Raw genomic sequence first — 22,259 nt, 5'->3', positions numbered from 1 at the left:
CCCGCCGATAACAACCTGGCTTACGAACCGCTACGGCGCATGATGCGGTAATCCCGCCCGGTCCAGCGGTAACGGCCCAGTCGTTCGACCAGAAAAGAGGGAGCCTCGGTTTCGGTGGCGGCGACGAAACCGAAACGCGCGTAAAACGGTTCGAGATACGCAAAGGGAATGCACCAGCACGGCTCGTCAAGCTCGCGGGTCGCCGCCTCCAGCAGGCGGCCGGCGATGCCGTTGTTGCGCCATGCGGCCGTCACGAACATGCCCCGAAGAACAACCGTGCCCTCCTCATGGACAAGGCGGACGACCCCGACCGGCCCGGCGCCCGCTTCGGCGAGCCAGATCATGTCGGAGGGGGTGTAGGTGCCGCCGTAGCCCCATTCCTCGTAGAGCCGGACCACCGACGGAAAATCCTCGTGCCCGGCCCGGCGCACGGCGACGTTGGGAAGTGTCCGATGGTCGGGAAACGCTGTGCGGTCCATCATTGGCGTCACTCGCTTTCAGATCGTTTCATCGAACGGTCCATCATGCCCAAAGCCACCGGAGCAGGCAATACAGGGCTGATCTACACTGCAATTCCGGCTACGACGCCGGACAGGTCCCGCCCTCAATCAGGAGAACAACACATGGCCCATCACGATACCCTGTTACTGACGATCGATTACATCAACGATATTTGTCATGCGGACGGCAAAATCCCCAATTGCGCGGAGATGGTTGCGCGCCACCACGTTATCGACAAGGCCAATATGGCGATTGCCCATGCCCGCCAACTGGGCATCCCGATCGCTCATGTCAAAGTCGGTTTCCAGCCCAACTACGCCAATTGCCCGGCGCACTCGCCGGTATTCGGCAAAGCGCCCGACTACGGCGTCCTCAAGCTGGGCGACTGGGGCACCGAGTTTCTCGCGGGGCTCGATGTGCGCGACGAAGATTTCGTCATCGTCAAATCGCGCATCGGCGTGTTCTACAACACCCAACTGGAAACTCTGCTCAGGGCCCGCGGGATCTCGCATCTGGTGCTCGCCGGCGTCTCGACCAACCACGCCGTGGAATCGGCCGCCCGCGACGCCCATGATCGCGACTACCGGGTTACGGTGCTGGGCGATGCGTGCGCGACCGCCAGCGATGCCGTCCATGCGGCGACTCTCGCCGGGGTGATGTCCCACCTGGCCAGCATCACCACCGTGGAAGACTGGATACGCGGCCAGGCGTGACACATCGTGCGATTCGCCTTCTCTTTGCCGGACCCGATGATCCAGTGGGAGCGATTGTGGCTGACCGTGCTTGGCATGCTGCCCGCCGTTCTGCTGTTCCTCGCGACCGGTGAGGCGGTCTGGCTCAAGGAAGCATTCATCGCGGTGTACTTGATGATCGTGGTCAACCGCCTGGGCCCGTCCGTGGCACGGGTCCTGGGGCAGGCCACGCTCATCGCCGTCTCGATCGAGCTGTTCATCCTTGCCGAACCGCATGCGACGGTTTTTGTGCTGCTTTGCGCGGGCTACGCCTCCGTGTCGTCCGGCATCGGCATGCGCTCGGCCAACGCCGCCACCTTCACGACCTACCTCTTTTTGCCGGCGTTCTATCTTGGCTGCGAACTGGCGTCCCGCGCCGCACCCCATGCCGCGTTCTGGCATGGCTACCTCGCCGCGGTCATTCCCCCCGCCCTGATCGCGTGGCGGCTGGCCAAACGCCACGGCGCGGCACAAACCTGGCGCAGCTGCTTCGCCCGCCAGACTCCCGACACGAGGGCGTACCGGCAATACCGCGATGCTGCGATCATCCGTTTCATCGCGGTCCTTGTGGCCGCCAGTTGGGTCAAGATCAGTCACATCGAACCGGAAAAGTGGGTGATCTGGTCATCGGCCAGTGTCTCGACCGGGGAGCTGGCCACCTCTCTCCGGAAACACCGTGACCGGCTGATCGGGGTGCTCGCCGGTGTTCCCGTCGGCATTGTGCTCGCCCATGTCCTGCCCGCCGGCCCGGTGCTCTACAGTGTTTGCCTCCTGCTGATCGGGGTTTCCATCGACACGATCAAGCATTACCCGCTGGCCTTCGGACTGCGTGGTACGCTGTGCGTGCTGGCCTCATCATCGCTGCAGGAAGGAGTCGGGATCGGGATGATGCGGGTGGAAGACGTGATTCTCGGCGGTCTGATCGGATTGGCGGTGAGCCTGATCTGGCATTCGCGCCCCGCTCGCGCAACCCAATGAAAAACGGCACGCCAGGGTGCCGTTTCGGTTGGGATTGCGCTCGCGTTACGGGGTCTTGCTTTCCCGCAGGCCGGGAGGCAGGGCGAACGTCGTGCTCTCCACCACGCCCGGCAATTCGGTCACCTCGCCGGCGCCGAACGAACGGATACGTTCGACGACCGCTTCGACCAGCACCTCGGGCGCCGACGCGCCGGCGGTCACGCCCACCGAGCGCTTGCCGGCGAACCAGGCCTCGTCGAGCAAGTCCGCGTTATCAACCATATAGGCATCCACTCCCCTCAACGCCGCCACTTCGCGCAAGCGATTGGAGTTGGAGCTGTTGGGCGATCCCACGACAATGACCACATCGCACTGCGCCGCCAGTTCCTTGACCGCGTCCTGGCGGTTTTGGGTCGCATAGCAGATATCGTCCTTCTTCGGACTGGAAATCGCCGGAAAACGCACCTTGAGGGCCGCGATGATGTCACGGGTCTCATCCACCGACAGCGTTGTCTGCGAGACATACGCCAGCGCATCGGGACGCGCCACGTCGAGCGTGGCCACATCGGCGACCGACTCGACCAGATACATGCCCGACTCGGCCTGCCCCATTGTGCCTTCGACCTCGGGATGTCCCGCATGGCCGATCATGATGATGTCCATGCCCGCCTTGTGCATGCGCTTGACTTCGACATGCACCTTGGTGACCAGCGGACAGGTCGCGTCGTACACGGTAAGCCCCAGCGCCTCGGCTTCCGCCCTGACGGAAAGAGGCACGCCGTGGGCCGAGTAGATCAGCGTCGCGCCGCGCGGAACATCCGCCAGATCCTCGATGAAAATGGCGCCCTTGCTTTTCAGGCCGTCGACCACGAAGCGGTTGTGCACCACCTCGTGCCGCACATAGATGGGCGCGCCGTACAACTCCAGGGCCCGTTCAACGATGGCGATGGCGCGATCGACCCCGGCGCAGAACCCGCGCGGATTCGCCAGCATGACGGTTTTGCTCATCCCCCCTCCTTGCCCTTTCTCAGACTGTCCACCACCATCAGCGCCGCGCCGACACAAATGAACGAGTCGGCGACGTTGAAGGCCGGGTAGTACCAGTTCCCGTAATAAATCTGGATGAAGTCGATCACGTGTCCGTGCAGCAGGCGATCGACCATGTTGCCCAGCGCGCCACCGATGATGAAAGCGCCCGCGCAGCACATCAGCCGGGAAAACCCGCCGCGCAGGATCTGCCAGCCCAGCCAGCCGGATACGCCAAGCGCGAACAGTGTGAAGAAATGCCGTTGCCAGCCACCGGCGTCGGCCAGAAAACTGAACGCCGCGCCACGATTATAGGCAAGCGTCAGATTGAATACACCGTCGATCACCGGACGAACTTCACCGTACTGAAAACTCCCGTTGACCCACACTTTGGTCAGTTGATCGAGCACGATGACGACAAACGCCAGGACGAACCAGACGGCCCGTCCCGACGCACGCCGCAAGGAAGCGGCCTCAGGCATGTTCGCGCACCTCGCCCTTGCCGTCCAGGTTCTCCACACAGCGTCCGCACACGGCGCCATGGCCGGCGTGCGTGCCGACATCGGCGCGATAGTGCCAGCACCGATCGCACTTGGCATGCGAAGACGCGGCCACGGTAATACGGGTCGCATCACCGGCCTTCACCGTCACGGCCGAGACGATCAGCACGAACCTCAGATCGCCGCCCAGACCCTGCAGCCAAGCGAGCAGATCCCCCGCGGCTTCGATCTCCACCTCGGCCTGCAAGGACGAACCGAGCTTGTCGGCCGCGCGCAGCACCTCGACTTCGCGGTTCACCTCGGCGCGCAGCGCGCGGATGGCTTCCCACTTCGCGACGAGGGCGGTTTCGGCCTCCGCCGTCAGCGACGGGAACTCGTGCAGGGTGTGGAACAGCGCGGAGTCTTCCTCGCTGCGGGTGAACACGGCCCAGGCCTCGTCCGCCGTGAAGCACAGCACCGGAGCCAGCAGCAACAGCAGGCTGCGGGTGATGTGATAGAGCGCGGTCTGCGCCGAACGGCGGGCGCGCGAATCGGCGCGCGTGGTGTACAGCCGATCCTTCAGGATATCCAGGTAGAACGCACCCAGATCCTCCGAGCAGTACAGCACGATATCCTGCATCGCATGATGGAAGGCGTAGCGCGCATAGTGCTCGCCGGCGACCTGCTCCTGCAATTGGCGGGCACGCAAGGTCGCGTAACGGTCGAGCTCCAGCATGTCGCCGAACGGCACGGCGTGCTCGATCGGATCGAAGTCCGACAGGTTGGCCAGGAGGAAGCGCAGGGTATTGCGCAGACGCCGGTAGCTCTCGGTGGTGCGCTTGAGGATTTCCTGCGACAGGGACATGTCGCCCGAGTAGTCGGCGGACGCCACCCACAGGCGCAGGATGTCGGCGCCCAGCGTGCCGCAGATCTCGTCCGGCGCGATGCCGTTGCCGCGCGACTTGGACATCTTGTAGCCCTGGCTGTCCACCGTGAAACCATGGGTCAGCAGCTGCTTGTAGGGCGCGCGTCCGATCGTCGCGCAGCCGGTCAGCAGCGACGACTGGAACCAGCCGCGGTGCTGGTCGGAACCCTCCAGATAGAGGTCGGCCGGCCAAGCGAGCTCCGGGCGCGCCTTGAGCACCGCGAAATGCGTGGAGCCCGAATCGAACCAGACGTCGAGGGTGTCGGTCAGCTTGCGGTACGTCTCGGCCTCATCGCCCAGAAGTTCGCGCGCGTCAAGGGAGAACCAGGCCTCGATGCCGCGCTGCTCGATGCGCAGCGCCACCTCTTCGAGAAGCTCTGCCGAACGCGGATGCAGTTCGCCGGTCTCGCGATGCACGAAGAAGGTCATCGGCACGCCCCAATTGCGCTGGCGCGACACGCACCAGTCGGGACGGTTGCCGATCATCGCCTCCAGGCGCGAACGCCCCCAGGAGGGGAAGAATTCGGTGGCGTCGACGGCGCGGCTGGCGCGCGCGCGCAGCGTCTCGCCGTCCTTGCCCGCCTTGTCCATGCCGATGAACCACTGGGCCGTCGCCCGGAAAATGATCGGCGTCTTGTGGCGCCAGCAGTGCGGGTAGCTGTGCGAGAGACGCGTCTGATGCACCAGCGCGCCCGTCTTCCCGAGCAGTTCGACGATCTGCGGATTGGCGTCCCATACCGACACGCCGGCGAATACCGGCGCAGTGGAAATGTAGCGGCCGTCATCCCCCACCGGGTTGTCGATCGGCAGACGGTAACCCAGCCCGGCCTGGTAGTCTTCCAGACCATGCGCCGGCGCGGTGTGCACGAGGCCGGTACCGGCGTCGGTCGTCACGTGATCGCCAAGAATCACCGGCACCTCGCGGTCCAGGAAGGGGTGGCGGAGCATCAACCCTTCGAGCGCCTCGCCGCGCGCCTCGCCAAGCATCGTGACGCCGTCCTCGATACCGTAGCGCTTGAGCGCCGATTCGGTCAGATCCGCGGCGAGAAGCAACACGCCGCGCGGCGTGCCGACCAAGCGGTAAACGAGCCCGGCGTTGGCGGCGACGGCCTGGTTGGCGGGCAGGGTCCAGGGCGTGGTGGTCCAGATCACGGCCCGCGCGTCCGCGACCGGCGCGGCAAGACCGAACGCCGCGGCGAGCTTGGCGGGGTCGACGACGGAGAAGCCCACATCGATGGCCGGCGAAACCTTGTCCTCGTACTCGACTTCGGCCTCGGCGAGCGCCGAGCCGCATTCGATACACCAGTGCACGGGCTTCTCGCCCTTGAACATGAAACCGTTGTCATGGATCTTGCCGAGAGTGCGCACGATGTCCGCTTCGGTCTTGTAGTCCATGGTCAGGTAGGGGTTGTCCCAGTCGCCGAGCACGCCCAAGCGCATGAAGCCCTTTTTCTGGCGGGCGACCTGTTCGGCGGCGTATTCGCGGCACAGTTCGCGAAAACGCGCGGCGGGAATCGATTTGCCGTGCAGCTTTTCCACCATCAGTTCGATGGGCAGGCCATGGCAATCCCAGCCCGGAACGTAAGGCGCATCGAAACCTGCCAGCGTCTTGGAGCGAACGATGATGTCCTTGAGCACCTTGTTGACCGCATGGCCCAGGTGAATGTCGTTGTTGGCGTAAGGCGGGCCGTCGTGCAGGATGAACTTGGGACGGCCGGCGGCGATTTTGCGCAGCTTTTCGTAGCGGCGGGATTCCTGCCAGCTCTTGACCCAGGCCGGTTCGCGGCGGGCCAGGTCACCCCGCATGGGGAACGGAGTGTCCAGAAGATTCACTGTCTTTCGATAATCGGTACTCATGCCTGCTCTCGCTGCAATTGGGTCAAATAGGTTCGCGCATCGGCCGCATCCTTGCGGATCTGCGCCACCAATGCGGACAAATCGTCATAACGCGCTTCGTCACGCAGCTTCTTCAAAAAACGGACTGTGATCCGCCGCCCGTAAAGATCACCGGCGAAGTCGAACAGATGGACTTCCAGCTTGTGATGCCGGGTCTGGCTGACCGTCGGATTCAAACCAAGGCTCGCCACGCCGCCGAGACGGCCGTAGGGCGTATCGGCCTCGACCACGAACACCCCCTCCAGGGGTGGGCGCCGGTGAGGCAGGTAGACATTGGCCGTCGGGAACCCCAGCGTGCGTCCAAGCTTGCGGCCGTGCATCACCCGCCCGGAAATGCGGTAGTCGCCGCCCAGCAGGGAACAGGCCCGCTCAAGGTCTCCGTCCCGCAGCGCGGCGCGCACCAGCGTGCTCGAGGCGCGCTCGCCCTCCACCAGCACGGAGGGCATGGCCTCGGTCACGAAACCGCCATGCCCCGCCAGCAAGGAGAAATCGCCGCGCCGGTCGGCGCCGAACTGGAAATCGTCGCCGATCAGCAGATAGCGGGTCTTCAGTTGGCGTACCAGCACCTCGTCGACGAAAACATCCGCCGGCATCCGGGAAAAGCCATGGTTGAATCTGAATACGAAAACATAGTCCAGCCAGTTCAAACCGGCAAGGAACGTCAATTTGTCGCGCAGCGTGGACAACCGTGCCGGCGCCTTGTCACCCGCGAAGAACTCGCGCGGATGCGGCTCGAAGGTCAGGAGGGCCGCGGGCAGCCCGCGCGCGGTCGCCTCGGTCCGCAAGCGGGCCAGCATGTTCTGGTGCCCCATGTGGACCCCGTCGAAATTACCGATGGTCAACGCGCAAGGAGACAATCCGAATCGTGTCGGATCTCCGAAATAAACTCGCATCGGGCGCCTATCTGTCACATCCTGAAACGGTTGATTTTAGCCGCCCGGCGCCATGACAGTCCAGCGCGCGCCGACAAGAAAAAAGCCCTGCTGACGCAGGGCTTTTTTTCGCGGGCCGTAAAAATTACTTGGCCGGCTGCTCGACGGTGACTTCCTTGCGGGTGTCGATGTTCAGTTCCACGCGACGGTCGGCTTCGATGCAGGCCTTCAGTGCGTTGCGCTGTTTCTTCAGCTTCTTCCATTTCGGGAACTTGGCGGAGCACTCTTCGGTCATCTTGGCTTCTGCCTTGCCCTTGCCGACGGAGGTCAGCTTGGAGGCGTCGACACCGGCGGCCACGAAGTAGTTCTTCACGGCATCGGCACGGCGCTGCGACAGGGCCATGTTGTACTTGTCGGTGCCCATGAAGTCGGTGTAACCGTCGACTTCAACAGCCTTCAGGTTCTTGTCGCCCTTCAGGCGCTCAACCAGCGGATCCAGTTCGTTCTTGGCGTTGGCGCTCAGGGTCGACTTGTCGAAGTCGAACAGCACCTTGGCGGACAGAACAACCTTCTCCTTGACGGTTACCATGTTCGGCTCGGCCTTGGCCACCGGAGCCGGCTTGGCCGCTTCCTTGTCGCCACATTCAACCAGACCGTCTTTGGCCTTGTCAAAGAAGGTGGATTTCCAGCATTCGCCAAAGTTGTTGCGGGTTACGGCGTCGGTGGTCTGGTCGGCCACGTAGCCCGGCTTTGCAGCAAAGGCGCTTGCAGAAACCAGCAGAGCGGCTACCAGAGCGCTCAGTTTCAGCTGTTTAGTCATTTTATTCCCTCTTTTCAAAACGAATCCATGCGATCGTAAAGGCGCAAAGACGCACTAACAAGATTACTGCAAACAACAGGGTGTATGCTCAAGCTGTGTCTATGCAGTTAATCGGCACTATAGAAATGCGGCAACCCCCTGTCAACAACAGGGGTGAGGCAAAAATGCAAAGTTGTGGCGGAAAAACCATTAAATCCGCGTTTTACCGTCACAAGGTGTAACATAAAAGCAACAATCATCGCTTACTTGATGCCTCTACGAAACAGTGGTTCGGGCTGTCGCCATGTCGATTGATAGTGCCCGGAGAAACTTTCCAGTGCCTCGAGAGCCTCTTCGACCGGTTTGCCGTGCTTGATTTCAAATGCATTAAAGCCTACCTGCCAGAGGAATTCCAGTTGGTCCTTCCAGACATCGCCGATCGCCCTTAGCTCACCGGCATATTTGTATCGCTCGCGCAACAAACGCCCGACGCTGTAACCCCGACCGTCCGTGAAAGCGGGAAAGTCCACGGCGACCAGGGAGAACGCGTTCCAGTCGCCGCCATAGTCCGCCGGGTCATCCGATGGGGAGAGCCAGACAGCCGGCACGCGCGCGCCGCGCTCCAGACCGGCGAGCGGCATGACCGCCCTGCCATGATCGGGAATGCGAAGACCGCCCTCTTCATCCGGCCTGACGATCACCCAGTCATCCTCGATGAGCATCCCGTCCTTAATGATGCGCGCCATAAACACTCTCCTTGAACGGCGCGATGCCGACCCGCTCCACGGTTTCCACGAAGCGCTCGCCTTGCGCGCGCGCATCGACATACACCTGCAGAATCCGGCCGATCACCTCGGGCACGCGGGCACGGGCGAACGACGGCCCGATCACCTTGCCAAGCCGCGCCGCCTCTCCTTGCTGCCCGCCAAGCGTGATCTGGTACCATTCCTCGCCATTCTTGTCGACGCCGAGGATACCGATGTTGCCGATATGGTGATGACCGCAGGCATTCATGCAGCCGGACATGTTCAGCTCGATATCGCCCAGATCGTGAAGGTAGTCCATGTCGTCGAAAGCGCGCTGGATCGCTTCGGCCACCGGGATCGACTTGGCGTTCGCCAGGGAGCAGAAATCGCCGCCCGGGCAGCAGATGATATCGGTCAACAGACCGATGTTCGGGGTGGCGACCCCCGCCTCGCGCGCCAGTTGCCATAACTCGTACAGATCGGCTTCCCGGACATCCGGCAGAATCAGGTTCTGCTCGTGCGACACACGCAGTTCGCCGAATCCGAACCGGTCGGCCCAGTCCGCGGCCGCCTCCATCTGTTCGGCGCGGATGTCTCCGGGAGGGGAGCCGGTACTCTTCAGGGAAAGGACGACCGAACGGTAGCCCGCGACCTTGTGCCCCCGGGTATTGCGCTCCACCCAGCGGGCAAAGGCCCGGTCTTCGGCCAGACGGAGCGCGAAATCGCCGGTTCGCCCCGGCCGCGCGGCATAGTCGGGATCCTCGAAAAACTGCGCGAAATGGGCGATGTCCTCGTCGCGCAGTGTCGACGGACCGTCGATCAGGTGACGCCACTCTTCATCCACCTTGGCGGCGAATCCTTCCACTGTCATCGCCTTGACGAGAATCTTGATACGCGCCTTGTACTTGTTGTCGCGGCGGCCGTAACGGTTGTAAACACGCAACACGGCATCCAGATAGGTCAGCAGGTGGCGCGCCGGCAAGAATTCGCGGATGACTTCGCCGATCACCGGGGTTCGGCCGAGTCCGCCGCCGACCAGCACCCGAAAACCGGTCTCCCCCGCGTTACCGCGCACCATCTGCAAACCGATATCGTGCACGCGGGTGGCCGCTCGATCCTCGAGACTGCCGGAAACCGCGATCTTGAATTTGCGCGGCAGGTAGGCGAATTCCGGATGCAGCGTGCTCCACTGGCGGATGATCTCGCACCAGGGCCGCGGATCGGCGAGTTCGTCGGCCGCCACGCCGGCGAACGCATCGGTCGTGGTATTGCGCACGCAGTTGCCGGATGTCTGGATCGCGTGCATCTCGACCCTGGCCAGTTCGGCGAGGATATCCGGGATGGTTTCCAGTGCGGGCCAGTTGAACTGGATGTTCTGACGCGTGGTGAAATGGCCGTAGCCGCGATCCCAGCGCCGGGCAACGGCGGCCAGCGCGCGCAGTTGTCCGCTGCGCAGATGGCCGTAGGGAATGGCCACACGCAGCATCGGCGCGTGGCGCTGAATATACAGTCCGTTCATCAGCCGCAGGGGACGGAATTCCTCGTCGCTCAACTCCCCTGCCAGAAAACGCTCCGTCTGATCGCGAAACTGGGCGACCCGTTCGTCGACCATGCGCTGGTCGATATCGTTATAACGGTACATACTCATTTCCTTCCGTTGCGCACGGCGCGCGCGGGATGCAGCCCGCACTCGCGGGTCTCGGGGTTTTCCCACCACCACCGGCCGGCACGGATATCCTCGCCCACCGCGATCGCGCGCGTACAGGGCGCGCAGCCGATCGACGGATAATGCCGCTCGTGCAGCGCGTTGAACGGCACGTCGCGGGTTTTGACATAGGTCCACACTTCGGCCTCGCTCCAGTCGGCGAGCGGATTGAATTTGAGCAGACCGTGCCCGGCGTCGGTCTCTTCCTCCGGCACGCCCTGCCGCGTCGGCGACTGCTCGCGCCGCAAACCGGTGATCCATCCGGCCTTGCCGGCGAGCGCCCGTTCGAGCGGTTCGAGTTTGCGGATCGCGCAACAGGACTTGCGATGGTCGATGGAGAGGTAAAACGCGTTGACACCGTGCTCGGTCACCCAGGCGCCCAACGCGGCCGCGTCCGGGTAGTAATACCGCACAGTCACGGCCGGATACCGCTCGCGCACCGTTTGCATCAATTCGTAGGTTTCGGCGGGGAGGCGCCCGGTATCCAGACTGAACACCTCGATCGGCAAGCCAAGATCCGCCACCATGTCCAGCAACACCATATCCTCGGCGCCGAAACTGCAGGCCAGCGCCAGCGGCGACACTCTGCCCGCGATCGACGCGAGCCGCTCCCGGGTTCCTGCAAATCGTTCTTCCGGTGTCATCGGACACTCCTATAAATCATCGACTTGAGGCATCATGCTACCTAATGGCTTTTATAAAGCTAAAGAATATTGTGTTAGTATTTAATTACTTCTGGTTTTATTATTTCAGGCCGCCAATAACATGAAGCTGCAACAACTCCGTTACCTGGTCGAAGTCGCCAGGCAGGGTCTCAATGTCTCAGAGGCCGCTGAAAAACTGCACACGTCCCAGCCGGGTATCAGCAAGCAGATCCGGCTCCTGGAAGATGAACTGGGCATTCAGGTGTTCATCCGCAATGGCAAGCGCGTGGTCGCTGTGTCGGATCCGGGCAAGGAAGTGCTGCGCATCTCCGAACGCATCCTGCGCGAAGCGCAGAACCTCAAGCGCGTCGGCGACGAGTTCTCGCGGGAAGAAGAAGGTTCGCTGACCATCGCCACCACGCATACCCAGGCGCGCTACGCGCTGCCCCAGCCGATCACCGAATTCGTGCGCCGCTATCCGAAGGTGCGACTGTCGATCAAGCAGGGCAGCCCGACCCAGATCTGCGAAATGGTGGTCAGTGGCGAGGCCGACATCGCCATCGCCACCGAAGGCATCGCCCTTTTCAAGGAACTGGCGATGCTGCCCTGCTACGAATGGAACCGCAGCGTGGTGGTGCCGCGCGAGCATCCGCTCACCCGGCTCGAGCGCCCGCTTACCCTTGCCGACATCGCCGCCTGGCCGATCGTCACCTACGATTTCGCGTTCGCCGGCCGCTCCAAGATCAACAAGGCGTTCTCCGAAGCGGGGCTGACGCCCAATGTGGTGCTGACCGCGATCGACACCGACGTGATCAAAACCTATGTAGGACTCGGCCTTGGCATCGGCATCATCGCCAGCATGGCGTACGAACCCGAACGCGACAGCGGCCTGGCGAGGCTCGACGCCGGCCACCTGTTCGATTCGAGCACGACCAAGATCGGCATTCGCAAAGACGCCTATCTGCGCGGCTTCGCCTTCACCTTCATCGAACTGTTCGCGCCGCACCTGAAACGGCGCGATGTCGAATCCGCGCTGCTTGCCGGCTCGGACGACGACTGAACCGGAAACCGAAAGACAAAGGCGCCACGGCCCTCGGGCCATGGCGCCTTTTCGGTGTTCCCGCCCCGCGCGTCAGAGCGTCAGGCCGCCGGTCACCTCGATGGCCGCGCCGTTGATGTAGCTTGCCTCGTCGGAGGCGAGGAAGGCGTAGACATTGGCGATCTCTTCGGGGCGCGCCATGCGCTTCATCGGCACGCGCTCCTCCATGGCCTGGATGACTTTTTCCGGCATGGCCTTGAGAATCGGCGTCGCGACGAACCCCGGGCACACGGCGTTGGCGCGGATCCCCTTCTTGCCCAGTTCCTTGGCCCAGGTCTTGACGAAGCCGATGACGCCGAACTTGGTCGCGGCATAGTTGGTCTGGCCGAAATTGCCATACACACCGACAACGCTGGAAGCGTTGAGAATCACGCCGCTCCCCTGCTCGACCATGGTGTCGACCACCGCGCGGGCACAGTTGTAGACACCCTTGAGATTGATATCGATCACCTTGTCGAACTGCTCTTCGGTCATTTTGATCAGCTGGGCGTCCATCACGATGCCGGCATTATTCACCAGCACGTCGATGCGTCCGAAACGGGTTTTCAGATCGGACACCATGGCGGCGATTTCCTCACGGCAGGTCACATCGACCTTGTAACCGACCGCTTCGCCGCCCAGGCCCTTGAGCTCCTCGACAACCGCGCCGACCGCCTCGATGTTCACGTCGCAGACGGCGACGATCGCGCCTTCGCGAATGAACTTCTCCGCCGTCGCCTTGCCAATGCCGCTGGCTCCGCCCGTGATAATGGAAACTTTCCCTTTCAAGCGCATGATTCTTCCTTACAGTGAGGTTGCAGGCAGCCCGCAGAGTCGTCGAACAGCACCACGACACAAAACCAACTACCTGTTTTGATTGGGTTTTTTGTTTTTATAGCAGAATTTTTCATCGATGCTGCATCGCAATCGCTGCAATGCAGCATAATTTTATCCCGTGAATATACCCGAGGCATCCCCTTCGGTAAAGCAATCGCTCTAGACACGCACCGCCAGCCCGCTCTAGAGAGGCCACAAGGCGCTCAGCCCCTCGCCCGCGTCGCCAGCGAAACGCTCCTCCAGCCCGTCCAGCAGCAGACGAGTCTTGGTCGGCAGCAAAGTGCGATTGGGGATCAGGGCATAGGCTCGCAGCGGACAGGGAGACCAATTCGGCAACACCTCCCGCAAAAGGCCGGCGTCCACCGCTTCGGCCGCATAGCGGCGCGACATCAGACACACCCCGATGCCGGCCATCGTTGCGCGCATCCGCAAACTGGCATTGACGGTCTGCAGTCGCAGCGGCCCCGGCAGCACGCATTCGCGGCCATCCGCGTGGCGCAAGCGCCATGGCAGTGAAGCGGCATGCCCAAGACGCGGCCAATCGGACAGCTCCTCCGGAGAGTCCGGAACGGGCCGGTCCGCCAGAAACGCCGGCGTGGCATACAGTCCCTGCGGGATCGTATAGAGCCGTTTGCCGATCTGCCCGGAATCGGGCAGCCGTTCGCTGGTCATCACGAAACTCAAATCAAAACCGGCGCTCGCCGGATCGGTGAGCCCGGAGATCACCTCCACCTCGACACGCAAACCGGGATGGGCGGCCATCACGTCCACCACGACGGGCCCCACATGCAAATGCGCGAACTCGTAGGGCGACGCGATGCGCAAGGTGCCCGTCAACGGCGCCTCCATGCGCCCTTTGAGATGATCCGCCACATCGTCGAGACGCGCGAACAGCGGCGCCACATCACTCAGCACCTGCTGCCCGGCTTCCGTCAGGCGCTGGACGCGCGTGCTGCGCTCCATCAGGCGCAGTCCGAGGCGTGTCTCAAGACGGGAAATGGCGGTGCTCACCGACGACTTGGGCAAATCCAGGCGCTGGGCGGCACGGGTGAACCCTCCGGTTTGCGCCACGACACAGAAAAGGTACCAATCGTTCCAATCGTTTGTTCGCGACATTGAACAATGCTTTCATTTTTCGCTATTTATTCGAGAATACGCGACTGCTACTGTTTTCGCCTGACCAATTTCCCGGGTTTCGCCATGCCGTCCCCTTCCCGCCCCGTCTTATTGAGAGCCCATCCCGAATGCCCTCCCTGGCAAGTGCATCTGTTCGGACTGACCCTGGGCCTGGTCACCGGAGCGGATTTCGTCGCGGTCGGCATGATGGGATTCGCCGGCGGCGCCATCCAGGGCGGACTCGGCGCGACGCAGCAGGAATTCCTCTGGACGCTGAGCGCCTTCGCCAGCGGCGCCATCGTCGCCAACCTCCTGCTCGGGCGTATCGCCACCGCCATCGGTTACCGTCGCTACACCCAGTGGGCGCTGCGGGTCTTCATGCTGGGCAGCCTGGCATGCGCGCTGGCGGATTCCATCACGGCGCTTTCGGTGGCGCGCGGACTGCAGGGACTGGGAGGCGGCGGACTGTTTTCCGCATCGCGCATTCTCCTGCAGCTCGTCTCGCGTCCCGATGAGCGCAAGCGATTGATGAGGGGGTTTCTTGGCGGCTGCTTTGCCCTGTCGGCGCTCTCGCCATGGCTCTCCGCCTTGCTGGCCGAACATGTCGGCTGGCAGGCGATCTTCCTGCTCCAGGCGGCGTACGCCCCCTGCCTGATGCTGCTGGTTCACCTCGTCTATCCCCGGCACAGCGGCACGCCGACACGGCTCGAAGCCGGCTCGCTCGATTGGGCGGCCGTACTGGCACTGGGAGTGGGGTCACTGATGGTGCTGCATGTTCTGGAGGACGTGCGTCTGCTGCGCTTCGCGGCGGAACCGGCGTTGGCCGGCTGGCTCGTCACGGGACTGCTGTCGATCGCGTATGCGGGAGTGCGGCTGCTCGGACACCGCCACCCCTGGCTGGATCTGGGCAGGCTGGCGGGCCGCCGCTATCTGACGGGGCTGGCACTCTATACCGCGTACTATCTGTTCAGCGGAGTCTGGTCGGCCGTGTTGGCCGCCTTATTGATGCGCGGACTGGGGTTCGATTTTGCCACCAGCGCCATGGTATTCACGCTCGGCGGACTGATCACCGTCGGCGCTTCGCAGCTGTATCTCGCTTACAGCCGCTGGCTCGCGAACCGCAGGGCGTTGCTGGTCGCCGGATGGCTCACGCTCAGCGCCTCGGCCTGGTGGCTTGCGCGCTCGGCCATGCCGGGCGCGGATCTGGCCGCGCTGATGCCGGCCATTCTCCTGCACGGACTGGTGCCGGTGCTGTCCGTGTTCCAGATAGGCGCGCTGACCTATCTGGATCTCGGCGCCGCGGACTATGCCCATGCCTACCAGTTGAAAAACATGCTGCGGGAACTGGCCGGCGCCGTCGGCACCGGCTTCGCCTGTCTGCAGATGCAGGATTATGAAGCGCAGGCAAGGCACGCGCTGATCCGCGGGCTGGACGATGGGGCGCTGGCCCGGGCTGGCCTGACCGCAGACATGCCCGCTCTGGCCCGGATCGCGGAGGAGATCGCCCGGCAGGCGGTTCTGCTCGCGTGCGACCATACGCTGCGGGGTCTGGCCGCCATGGCCGGCGCGATGACGCTGGCCGTCGCATGGCAGCGCGGATTCGCCTGAATTCAGCGCAGCGGTCCGGTCAAGCGCGTCAGGGTATCGTCCTTCACCGAGAAGTGGTGCCAGAACGCGGCGACGGCATGCGCGATGGCCAGCCACATGATCAGGTTGCCCAACGTCTCGTGCAGATCCATCAGATTGCCGGCGGCGTCTTCGCTGACCGATACGAGCGTCGGCAGGGTAATGCCGAAGTACGAAATCTCGCGCCCGAAATTCTGCAGGGCGATAATGCCCAGCAACGGCAGGGCCAGCATCAGGGCGTACAAGGCCCAATGAGCGGCGTGAGAGGCCAGCGCGATCCGCTTGTCCGGCGCAGGAGTGATGCGCGGCAGCGGATTGGCGAAGCGCCAGGCAAGACGCGGCAACACGAGCAAGAGCACCGTCACTCCGGCCTGGAAGTGACCGGCTTTCATGAAATCGCGCATCGGCGTGCCCTTGGGAAACAGGTCTTTCATTTCAATGAAAACCAGCGCGGCGATGACCGCCAGCGCGGAAAGCCAGTGCAGCAGACGCGCCACGCGTCCGTAACTGTTTTGAGAGTTTTTCAGCATGGTATTGCCTTGTTGTGGGATGAAGATGACCTTATCATGAACAGGGTTTCTTAAGGCAATCTTAATCGTCCCGCATCAATGAAAAAAGGAGGCAGACGCCTCCTTTTTTCGCTGACGGACAACCGCCGGGGTTTATTCCAGCCCCTTGCTCGCCAGGTAGTCCTCGTAGTTGCCGGTGTAATGCTCGTAGCCGCCCTTGCCGTCCAGTTCCAGGATCTGGGTGGCCAAAGAACTGACGAACTGCCGGTCGTGCGATACGAAGATCAGCGTGCCCTTGAACTGTTCGAGCGCCATGTTCAGCGATTCGATCGACTCCATGTCCATGTGGTTGGTCGGTTCGTCCATGATCAGCACGTTCGGACGCGTCAGGATGAGCTTGCCGTAGAGCATGCGCCCCTTCTCGCCGCCGGAGAGCACGCGCACGGGCTTGCCCACTTCGTCGCCGGAGAACAGCAGGCGTCCCAGGGTGCCGCGGATGACCTGCTCGTCGTCGCCTTCCTGCCCCCACTCGCGCATCCACTCGGTCAGGGTCGCGTCCGAATCGAAGTCCTTCTCGTGATCCTGAGCGTAATAACCGACCTGGGCCTTCTCCGCCCACTTGATCAGCCCCGCGTCCGGCGTTACGCCTTCGGCGTAGGCGGGGTCATACGCGCCGGCCAGCAGCTTGACCAGCGTCGATTTGCCGGCGCCGTTCGGTCCGATGATGGCGATGCGCTGTCCGGCCTCGAGAATCAGGTCGACGTCGCGGAACAGCGCCTTGTCGAAGGATTTGGCCAGCCCCTGGATCTCCACCGCCTGACGGTGCAGCTTCATGCGGTCGTCCACTTCGAAGCGGATGAACGGGTTCTGGCGCGAGGATGGCTTGACCTCGATCATCTCGGACTTGAGCTTGTCCACCTGCTTGAGGCGCGAGGTGGCCTGGCGGGCCTTGGACTTGTTGGCCGAGAAGCGGGCCACGAACTCGTGCAGCTCCTGAATGCGTTCCTTGGCCTTGGCATTGGCCGACAGCTGGCGTTCGCGCGCCTGGGCCGAGGCGATCATGTAATCGTCGTAGTTGCCCGGGTAGATGCGGATGGTGTTGTAGTCCAGGTCCGCCATGTGCGTGCACACCGAGTTGAGGAAGTGCCGGTCGTGCGAGATGATGATCATCGTCGAGTTGCGCTCGTTGAGCACGTGCTCGAGCCAGCGGATGGTGTTGATGTCCAGGTTGTTGGTCGGCTCGTCGAGCAGCAGGACATCCGGATCGGAGAACAGCGCCTGGGCCAGCAGCACGCGCAGCTTGAAGCCGGGCGCCACTTCGCTCATCGGACCGTTGTGCAGCTCGGTGCCGATGCCGACCCCCATCAGCAGCTCGCCGGCGCGGGCCTCGGCCGTGTAGCCGCCGTACTCGGCGAACTTGGCCTCGAGTTCGGCGGCGCGCATGTAGTCGTCCTCGGTCGCTTCGAGGTTGGCGTAGATGGCATCGCGCTCGCTCATCGCCGACCACATTTCGGTATGGCCCATCAGCACCACGTCGAGAACGCGCTGATCTTCGTAGGCGAACTGGTCCTGGCGCAGCTTGCCAAGACGCAGGCCGTTTTCGATGGCCACTTCGCCGCCTGTCGCCTCGAGGTCGCCGCCGAGAATTTTCATGAAGGTGGACTTGCCGCTACCGTTGGCACCGATCAGGCCGTAACGGTTGCCCTCGCCGAATTTCACCGAAACCTTCTCGAAAAGAGGTTTGGCGCCAAACTGCATGGTAATGTTCTGAGTCGTAATCACGCGTGGGATCCTTCAGCCGATAGCTGTAAGTATCAGAAAAACGTGCAATTCTAGCACAACAACGGCACAACCCGGACGTTTGCAAAGAAAGGTTGGTCCCCATTTGTCTATCCGGGGAATTCCGCTACAATCGACCACTATCCATAAATGCCCACGAAATAGGCTCTACTATGCTCAAAGGTAGCCTGGTCGCCCTGGTCACTCCGATGTTCGAGGATGGCAAGGTCGACTATGAATCGCTCAGACGCCTGGTGGATTTTCATGTCGACAACGGCACGGACGGCCTCGTGGCCGTCGGCACCACCGGCGAATCCGCCACCTTGCCGGTCGAGGAACACCTTGCCGTCATCGGAGCCGTTGTCGAGCAGGCGAAGAACCGGGTTCCGGTCATCGCCGGCACCGGCGCGAACTCGACGGTGGAAGCCATCGAACTGACCTGCGAGGCGGCGCGGCTTGGCGTCGCCCAGGTGCTCTCGGTCGTGCCCTACTACAACAAGCCGACCCAGGAGGGCATGTACCAGCACTTTCGCGCCGTCGCCGAAGCCGTGGACATTCCCGTCATCCTTTATAATGTCCCGGGCCGCACCGTGGCGGACATGAGCAACGACACGGCATTGCGTCTTGCCGCCATCCCCAATGTCGTCGGTCTGAAGGACGCCACCGGCAATATCGGCCGCGCCTGTGACCTGATCCGCCGCGCGCCGGCGGGCTTCGCGCTTTACTCCGGCGACGATGCGACAGGCATGGCGTTCATGCTGTGCGGCGGACATGGCGTCATCTCCGTGACCGCCAATGTGGCACCGGGCGCGATGAGCCGCCTGTGCCGCGCGGCGCTTGCCGGCGACGCCGTCGAGGCGCGGAAAATCAACGATTCGCTGCAGGGCTTGCACAGCGAGCTTTTCATCGAAAGCAACCCGATACCGGCCAAATGGGTTCTTCAGCGGATGGGACTGATCCGCGGCGGCATCCGGTTACCCCTTACCACCCTGTCCGACGCGAGCGTGCCGCCCCTGGAAGCGGCCATGCGCCAGGCTGAACTTATCTAACCCCGCATGATGGGAGCAAGCATGAAACGAACCGCGCCAGCCGCGATTCTGCTGGCCACCGGCCTGGTCGCCGGTTGCAGCACCACCAACTCGGCAGACAAGAAAATCGATTACCAGTCGACGACCCCCCGCACCACCCAGTCCCTGGAGATCCCCCCCGATCTGACGCGTCCGCAAATCCAGGACAAGTACTCCATTCCGGCCGTTGCGGCCGGCGCCGCCAATGCCGCGGGCCAGCAGGTCGCCGCCGCCGCGGATACGGCCAAGACCGACAAGATGCGCCTGGAACGCGCCGGCACCGAACGCTGGCTGGTCGTGGACGGCAAGACGCCCGCCGAACTGTGGCCGGTGCTCAAGGCCTTCTGGCAGGACAACGGCTTCGTGATCGGCAAGGAAGATCCGGACGTCGGCGTGATGGAAACCGACTGGGCGGAAAACCGCGCCAAGCTGCCGCAGGACATGCTGCGCAACTTCCTCGAGAAGGTCGGCCTCGGCTCGGCCTACTCCACCGGCGAGCGCGACAAGTTCCGCATCCGCCTGGAAAAAACCGCTCAGGGCTCCGAAGTCTACTTCTCTCACCGCGGCATGATCGAGGTCTACACCAACGACACCAAGGGAGAAACCCGCTGGCAACCGCGCCCCGTCGACCCGGGCCTCGAAGCCGAACTGCTGTCCCGCTTCATGGTGCGTCTGGGCATGACCGAAGAACAGGCGCGCGAATCGGTGAAGAAAACCATCGCGGCCAAGGAGCCGACCACGCTGCCGATCGCCAATGGCGTGCTGACCATCAACGACGGTTTCGACCGCGCATGGCGCCGTGTCGGCCTGGCTCTCGATCGCGTCGGTCTTGTGGTCAATGACCGCGACCGTTCCAAGGGCATCTACTACGTGAAGCCCGCCAAGGGCGAAACGGATGCCAAGAGCTCGTCGTCTGGCGGCGGCTTCTGGTCCAGCCTCGCTTTCTGGAAGAGCGACGATGCGTCGCCCGCGAAGCTCCCGGACAACGATCTGCTGGTCGAGGTCAAGGAAACGGCTCCCGGAACGACGACCCTGCGCATCAGTGACAAGGACGGCAAGCCCGTCTCGAACGAGTTCGCCAAAACCGCGCTGTCGCGTCTTGCCACCGAACTGCAGTAAGCCGTCGCAGACAAAACAAAACCGCCAGCCCGAAGCTGGCGGTTTTTTTTGTGCCCGAAAACGAACCGAAGGCGGTTTTCAGGCAATAAAAAAACCGGCCCGAAGGACCGGTTTTTTCACACCACTCGTACCAATTACTTGGCAGCGGAAGCGTCAGCAGCCGGAGCGGAAGCGTCAGCAGCCGGAGCGGAAGCGTCAGCAGCCGGAGCGGAAGCAGCAGCCGGAGCGGAAGCCTCAACGGCCGGAGCGGAAGCGTCAGCAGCCGGAGCTTCTTCTTTTTTACCGCAAGCGGACAGGGCTACAGCCAGCAGGGCAGCAACGAGGAGCGACTGTTTCATTTTTTCTTTACCTTTGAAGATAAGTTGAACAAGACGTCAGTTTAATCGCAGCCATCTTAAAACAGATGGGAACGGCTGAAAATCTTTCAGTGCGCAAATTGTAGCACGAAAAAAAAGACTGCATAGGGTTGAAACGCTCAAAAATGCAACGCGAGCGGCCTTTACCTGTTGCAAAGCAGCAGATCGGTGAAATTCACGCTCCGAAATGCCGTGTCTGCGTTTTCGAACTACCATCCTGCGCAGTTACGATCAGATTTTGTGGTTATTGTGCTACAGATGACTCAAAAAGCCAATAACCCGACACGTATCCGTCGTACAACAGATCAAGCGTCTCCTCGCTGAACGCCGGACACACCAGCCGGCGGGCATTGGCGAACTGTTGCCAGAGACCAACATCCTTGCGGTCAATCTCCAGTTGTTCCCCATTGCAATACAGCATGTCATTGGTGTAGAGGATCAAGCTGCGAGGGTCAAGAACAAGAGCATTTTCCCCGCAATACGTTGCAAAAGTGTCACGATCCATCGGCTCTTCCGGCGGATCGTAAAACACGTGTGCCTTCGGCTCTGTCAGATAATGCCCCAGAAAATCCGCAATGGTGTCGTCGTTCCAGGTGATCTTGCGCAGCATCGCACTCACTTTCTCCACCATGTCGCCACGCAGGCGCGCAGGTTCCGGCGATACGGTCAGATCGGGATCGGCGTACATGCCCTCAAGCTCGATCCGGTCTTGCAGGTGCACGAGAAACTGGCCGGCCAGCTCCTGGGCGGTGGGAGCCCGAAAGCCGATGGAATAGGTCATGCCCGGCTCCTGAGCGACGCCGTAGTGCGCATAGCGGGGGGGCAGGTACAGCATGTCCCCGTGCTCGAGATCGAAGGTTTCCTCGGCATCGAAGTTTTCCAGGATCCTGAGCGGCGCGCCCTCCACCAGACGCGTATCGTCCTGCGAGGAGATCTGCCAGCGTTTTTTTCCGCCAACCTGCAGCAAAAACACATCGTAGGAATCGAAATGCGGCCCGACCGTTCCTCCGGGCGGGGCAAAACTGATCATCAGGTCGTCCAGCCGCGCGTAGGGGATGAAATCGAATTGCCAGAGAATGCGGTCGATGTGAGGCACGTGGTGATTGACCGACTGCACGAGCACCGTCCAGTCGGTTTCGGGCAGCCGTTTGAAACGCGAGGCGCGGAACGGCCCCCGTTCGAGCTTCCAGCGCTCCCCTTGCCGCTCGATCAGGCGAGACTCGACGTCTTGCTCCCCGGCAAGACGGAACAGCCAGTCGCGATCGATGTGCGGTCCGACATCGGTCATGGCGCCGCGGATGAGCAACGGCTTTTTCTGCCAGTAATCGCGCAGGAATTCGGCAGGCGTCAGCCCGCCCAGCAGTGGATGAGGTGTCATAACGGTGCGTACCCGGTTTTTCATTGCGACAATGGTTTACAATAGGATCCAGCGCACAGACCGTGCGCCCCGCTTGCGGGCGGCAAGGGTCGCCATCGGACCCGATCCTGTCA

20 protein-coding genes are annotated in these 22,259 nt (G+C 62.5%); 6 read left to right on the top strand and 14 right to left on the bottom strand.

Annotated elements, in window-relative coordinates; genetic code table 11:
• Nucleotides 1-20 precede the first annotated feature (20 nt).
• Nucleotides 21-482: a GNAT family N-acetyltransferase gene (locus JNO50_RS04375; RefSeq protein ID WP_189535070.1), complete on the bottom strand. Its 462-nt coding sequence runs from the start codon at nt 480-482 to the stop codon at nt 21-23.
• 141 nt (nt 483-623) lie between these two features.
• Here JNO50_RS04375 and JNO50_RS04370 point away from each other — a divergent pair, with 141 nt between their 5' ends.
• Entirely contained in the window at nt 624-1,214 is a 591-nt protein-coding gene (locus tag JNO50_RS04370; protein ID WP_189535069.1) for a cysteine hydrolase family protein, read from the top strand.
• A gap of 6 nt (nt 1,215-1,220) precedes the next feature.
• Nucleotides 1,221-2,210: an FUSC family protein gene (locus JNO50_RS04365; protein WP_189535067.1), complete on the top strand. Its 990-nt coding sequence runs from the start codon at nt 1,221-1,223 to the stop codon at nt 2,208-2,210.
• A gap of 45 nt (nt 2,211-2,255) precedes the next feature.
• Here JNO50_RS04365 and ispH read toward each other — a convergent pair whose 3' ends face one another.
• The 8 genes from ispH to JNO50_RS04325 all read right to left on the bottom strand — a co-directional run bounded on the left by ispH (nt 2,256) and on the right by JNO50_RS04325 (nt 11,281).
• Nucleotides 2,256-3,197: a 4-hydroxy-3-methylbut-2-enyl diphosphate reductase gene (ispH, locus tag JNO50_RS04360; protein WP_189535065.1), complete on the bottom strand. Its 942-nt coding sequence runs from the start codon at nt 3,195-3,197 to the stop codon at nt 2,256-2,258.
• Nucleotides 3,194-3,697, bottom strand: coding sequence for a signal peptidase II (lspA, locus tag JNO50_RS04355; protein WP_189535063.1), 504 nt, complete (start codon nt 3,695-3,697; stop codon nt 3,194-3,196). Before lspA ends, ispH begins: the two co-directional genes overlap by 4 nt.
• The gene (gene ileS / locus JNO50_RS04350; protein ID WP_189535061.1) at nt 3,690-6,476 is read right to left on the bottom strand and encodes an isoleucine--tRNA ligase; all 2,787 of its coding nucleotides are present in this window, start codon (nt 6,474-6,476) and stop codon (nt 3,690-3,692) included. The genes lspA and ileS overlap by 8 nt, the downstream gene beginning before the upstream one ends.
• The gene (locus tag JNO50_RS04345) at nt 6,473-7,408 is read right to left on the bottom strand and encodes a bifunctional riboflavin kinase/FAD synthetase (RefSeq protein ID WP_189535059.1); all 936 of its coding nucleotides are present in this window, start codon (nt 7,406-7,408) and stop codon (nt 6,473-6,475) included. The genes ileS and JNO50_RS04345 overlap by 4 nt, the downstream gene beginning before the upstream one ends.
• A gap of 124 nt (nt 7,409-7,532) precedes the next feature.
• Nucleotides 7,533-8,207: an OmpA family protein gene (locus JNO50_RS04340; protein WP_189535057.1), complete on the bottom strand. Its 675-nt coding sequence runs from the start codon at nt 8,205-8,207 to the stop codon at nt 7,533-7,535.
• A 242-nt stretch (nt 8,208-8,449) separates the two neighbouring features.
• Nucleotides 8,450-8,932, bottom strand: a complete 483-nt coding sequence (locus JNO50_RS04335; protein WP_189535055.1) for a DUF934 domain-containing protein — start codon at nt 8,930-8,932, stop codon at nt 8,450-8,452.
• Entirely contained in the window at nt 8,916-10,574 is a 1,659-nt protein-coding gene (locus JNO50_RS04330) for a nitrite/sulfite reductase (protein ID WP_189535053.1), read from the bottom strand. The genes JNO50_RS04335 and JNO50_RS04330 overlap by 17 nt, the downstream gene beginning before the upstream one ends.
• A gap of 2 nt (nt 10,575-10,576) precedes the next feature.
• Nucleotides 10,577-11,281: a phosphoadenylyl-sulfate reductase gene (locus tag JNO50_RS04325; protein WP_189535051.1), complete on the bottom strand. Its 705-nt coding sequence runs from the start codon at nt 11,279-11,281 to the stop codon at nt 10,577-10,579.
• A 121-nt stretch (nt 11,282-11,402) separates the two neighbouring features.
• Here JNO50_RS04325 and cysB point away from each other — a divergent pair, with 121 nt between their 5' ends.
• Nucleotides 11,403-12,341 carry an HTH-type transcriptional regulator CysB gene (cysB, locus tag JNO50_RS04320; protein ID WP_189535049.1) on the top strand — a complete coding sequence of 313 codons (939 nt, stop codon included), beginning with the start codon at nt 11,403-11,405 and terminating at the stop codon, nt 12,339-12,341.
• A gap of 72 nt (nt 12,342-12,413) precedes the next feature.
• On the opposite strand, the gene fabG is transcribed toward cysB, so the two are convergent.
• Both fabG and JNO50_RS04310 read right to left on the bottom strand, forming a co-directional pair.
• Nucleotides 12,414-13,154 (bottom strand): 3-oxoacyl-ACP reductase FabG, encoded by a 741-nt coding sequence (gene fabG / locus JNO50_RS04315; RefSeq protein ID WP_189535047.1) that lies wholly within the window; start codon nt 13,152-13,154, stop codon nt 12,414-12,416.
• A gap of 225 nt (nt 13,155-13,379) precedes the next feature.
• Complete coding sequence (locus tag JNO50_RS04310) at nt 13,380-14,312, bottom strand: LysR family transcriptional regulator (RefSeq protein WP_189535045.1); 933 nt, start codon at nt 14,310-14,312, stop codon at nt 13,380-13,382.
• 84 nt (nt 14,313-14,396) lie between these two features.
• Between JNO50_RS04310 and JNO50_RS04305 the strand changes: the two genes are divergently transcribed.
• On the top strand, nt 14,397-15,920 hold the full coding sequence (locus JNO50_RS04305) for an MFS transporter (protein ID WP_189535043.1): 1,524 nt from the start codon (nt 14,397-14,399) through the stop codon (nt 15,918-15,920).
• 2 nt (nt 15,921-15,922) lie between these two features.
• On the opposite strand, the gene JNO50_RS04300 is transcribed toward JNO50_RS04305, so the two are convergent.
• On the bottom strand, nt 15,923-16,468 hold the full coding sequence (locus JNO50_RS04300; protein ID WP_189535041.1) for a cytochrome b: 546 nt from the start codon (nt 16,466-16,468) through the stop codon (nt 15,923-15,925).
• A 132-nt stretch (nt 16,469-16,600) separates the two neighbouring features.
• Nucleotides 16,601-18,229 (bottom strand): ABC-F family ATPase, encoded by a 1,629-nt coding sequence (locus JNO50_RS04295; protein WP_189535039.1) that lies wholly within the window; start codon nt 18,227-18,229, stop codon nt 16,601-16,603.
• A gap of 170 nt (nt 18,230-18,399) precedes the next feature.
• On the opposite strand from JNO50_RS04295, the gene dapA reads away from it, so the two are divergent.
• Nucleotides 18,400-19,275, top strand: a complete 876-nt coding sequence (gene dapA / locus JNO50_RS04290; protein WP_189535037.1) for a 4-hydroxy-tetrahydrodipicolinate synthase — start codon at nt 18,400-18,402, stop codon at nt 19,273-19,275.
• A gap of 21 nt (nt 19,276-19,296) precedes the next feature.
• Complete coding sequence (gene bamC / locus JNO50_RS04285; RefSeq protein WP_215796488.1) at nt 19,297-20,412, top strand: outer membrane protein assembly factor BamC; 1,116 nt, start codon at nt 19,297-19,299, stop codon at nt 20,410-20,412.
• A gap of 600 nt (nt 20,413-21,012) precedes the next feature.
• On the opposite strand, the gene JNO50_RS04280 is transcribed toward bamC, so the two are convergent.
• Nucleotides 21,013-22,146 (bottom strand): ribosomal protein uL16 3-hydroxylase, encoded by a 1,134-nt coding sequence (locus JNO50_RS04280; RefSeq protein ID WP_189536396.1) that lies wholly within the window; start codon nt 22,144-22,146, stop codon nt 21,013-21,015.
• Nucleotides 22,147-22,259 lie beyond the last annotated feature (113 nt).

Origin of the sequence: Paludibacterium paludis (assembly GCF_018802605.1) — a bacterium.
In the GTDB taxonomy this organism is placed as follows: domain Bacteria; phylum Pseudomonadota; class Gammaproteobacteria; order Burkholderiales; family Chromobacteriaceae; genus Paludibacterium; species Paludibacterium paludis.
This window is presented reverse-complemented; position numbering and strand designations above follow the sequence as displayed.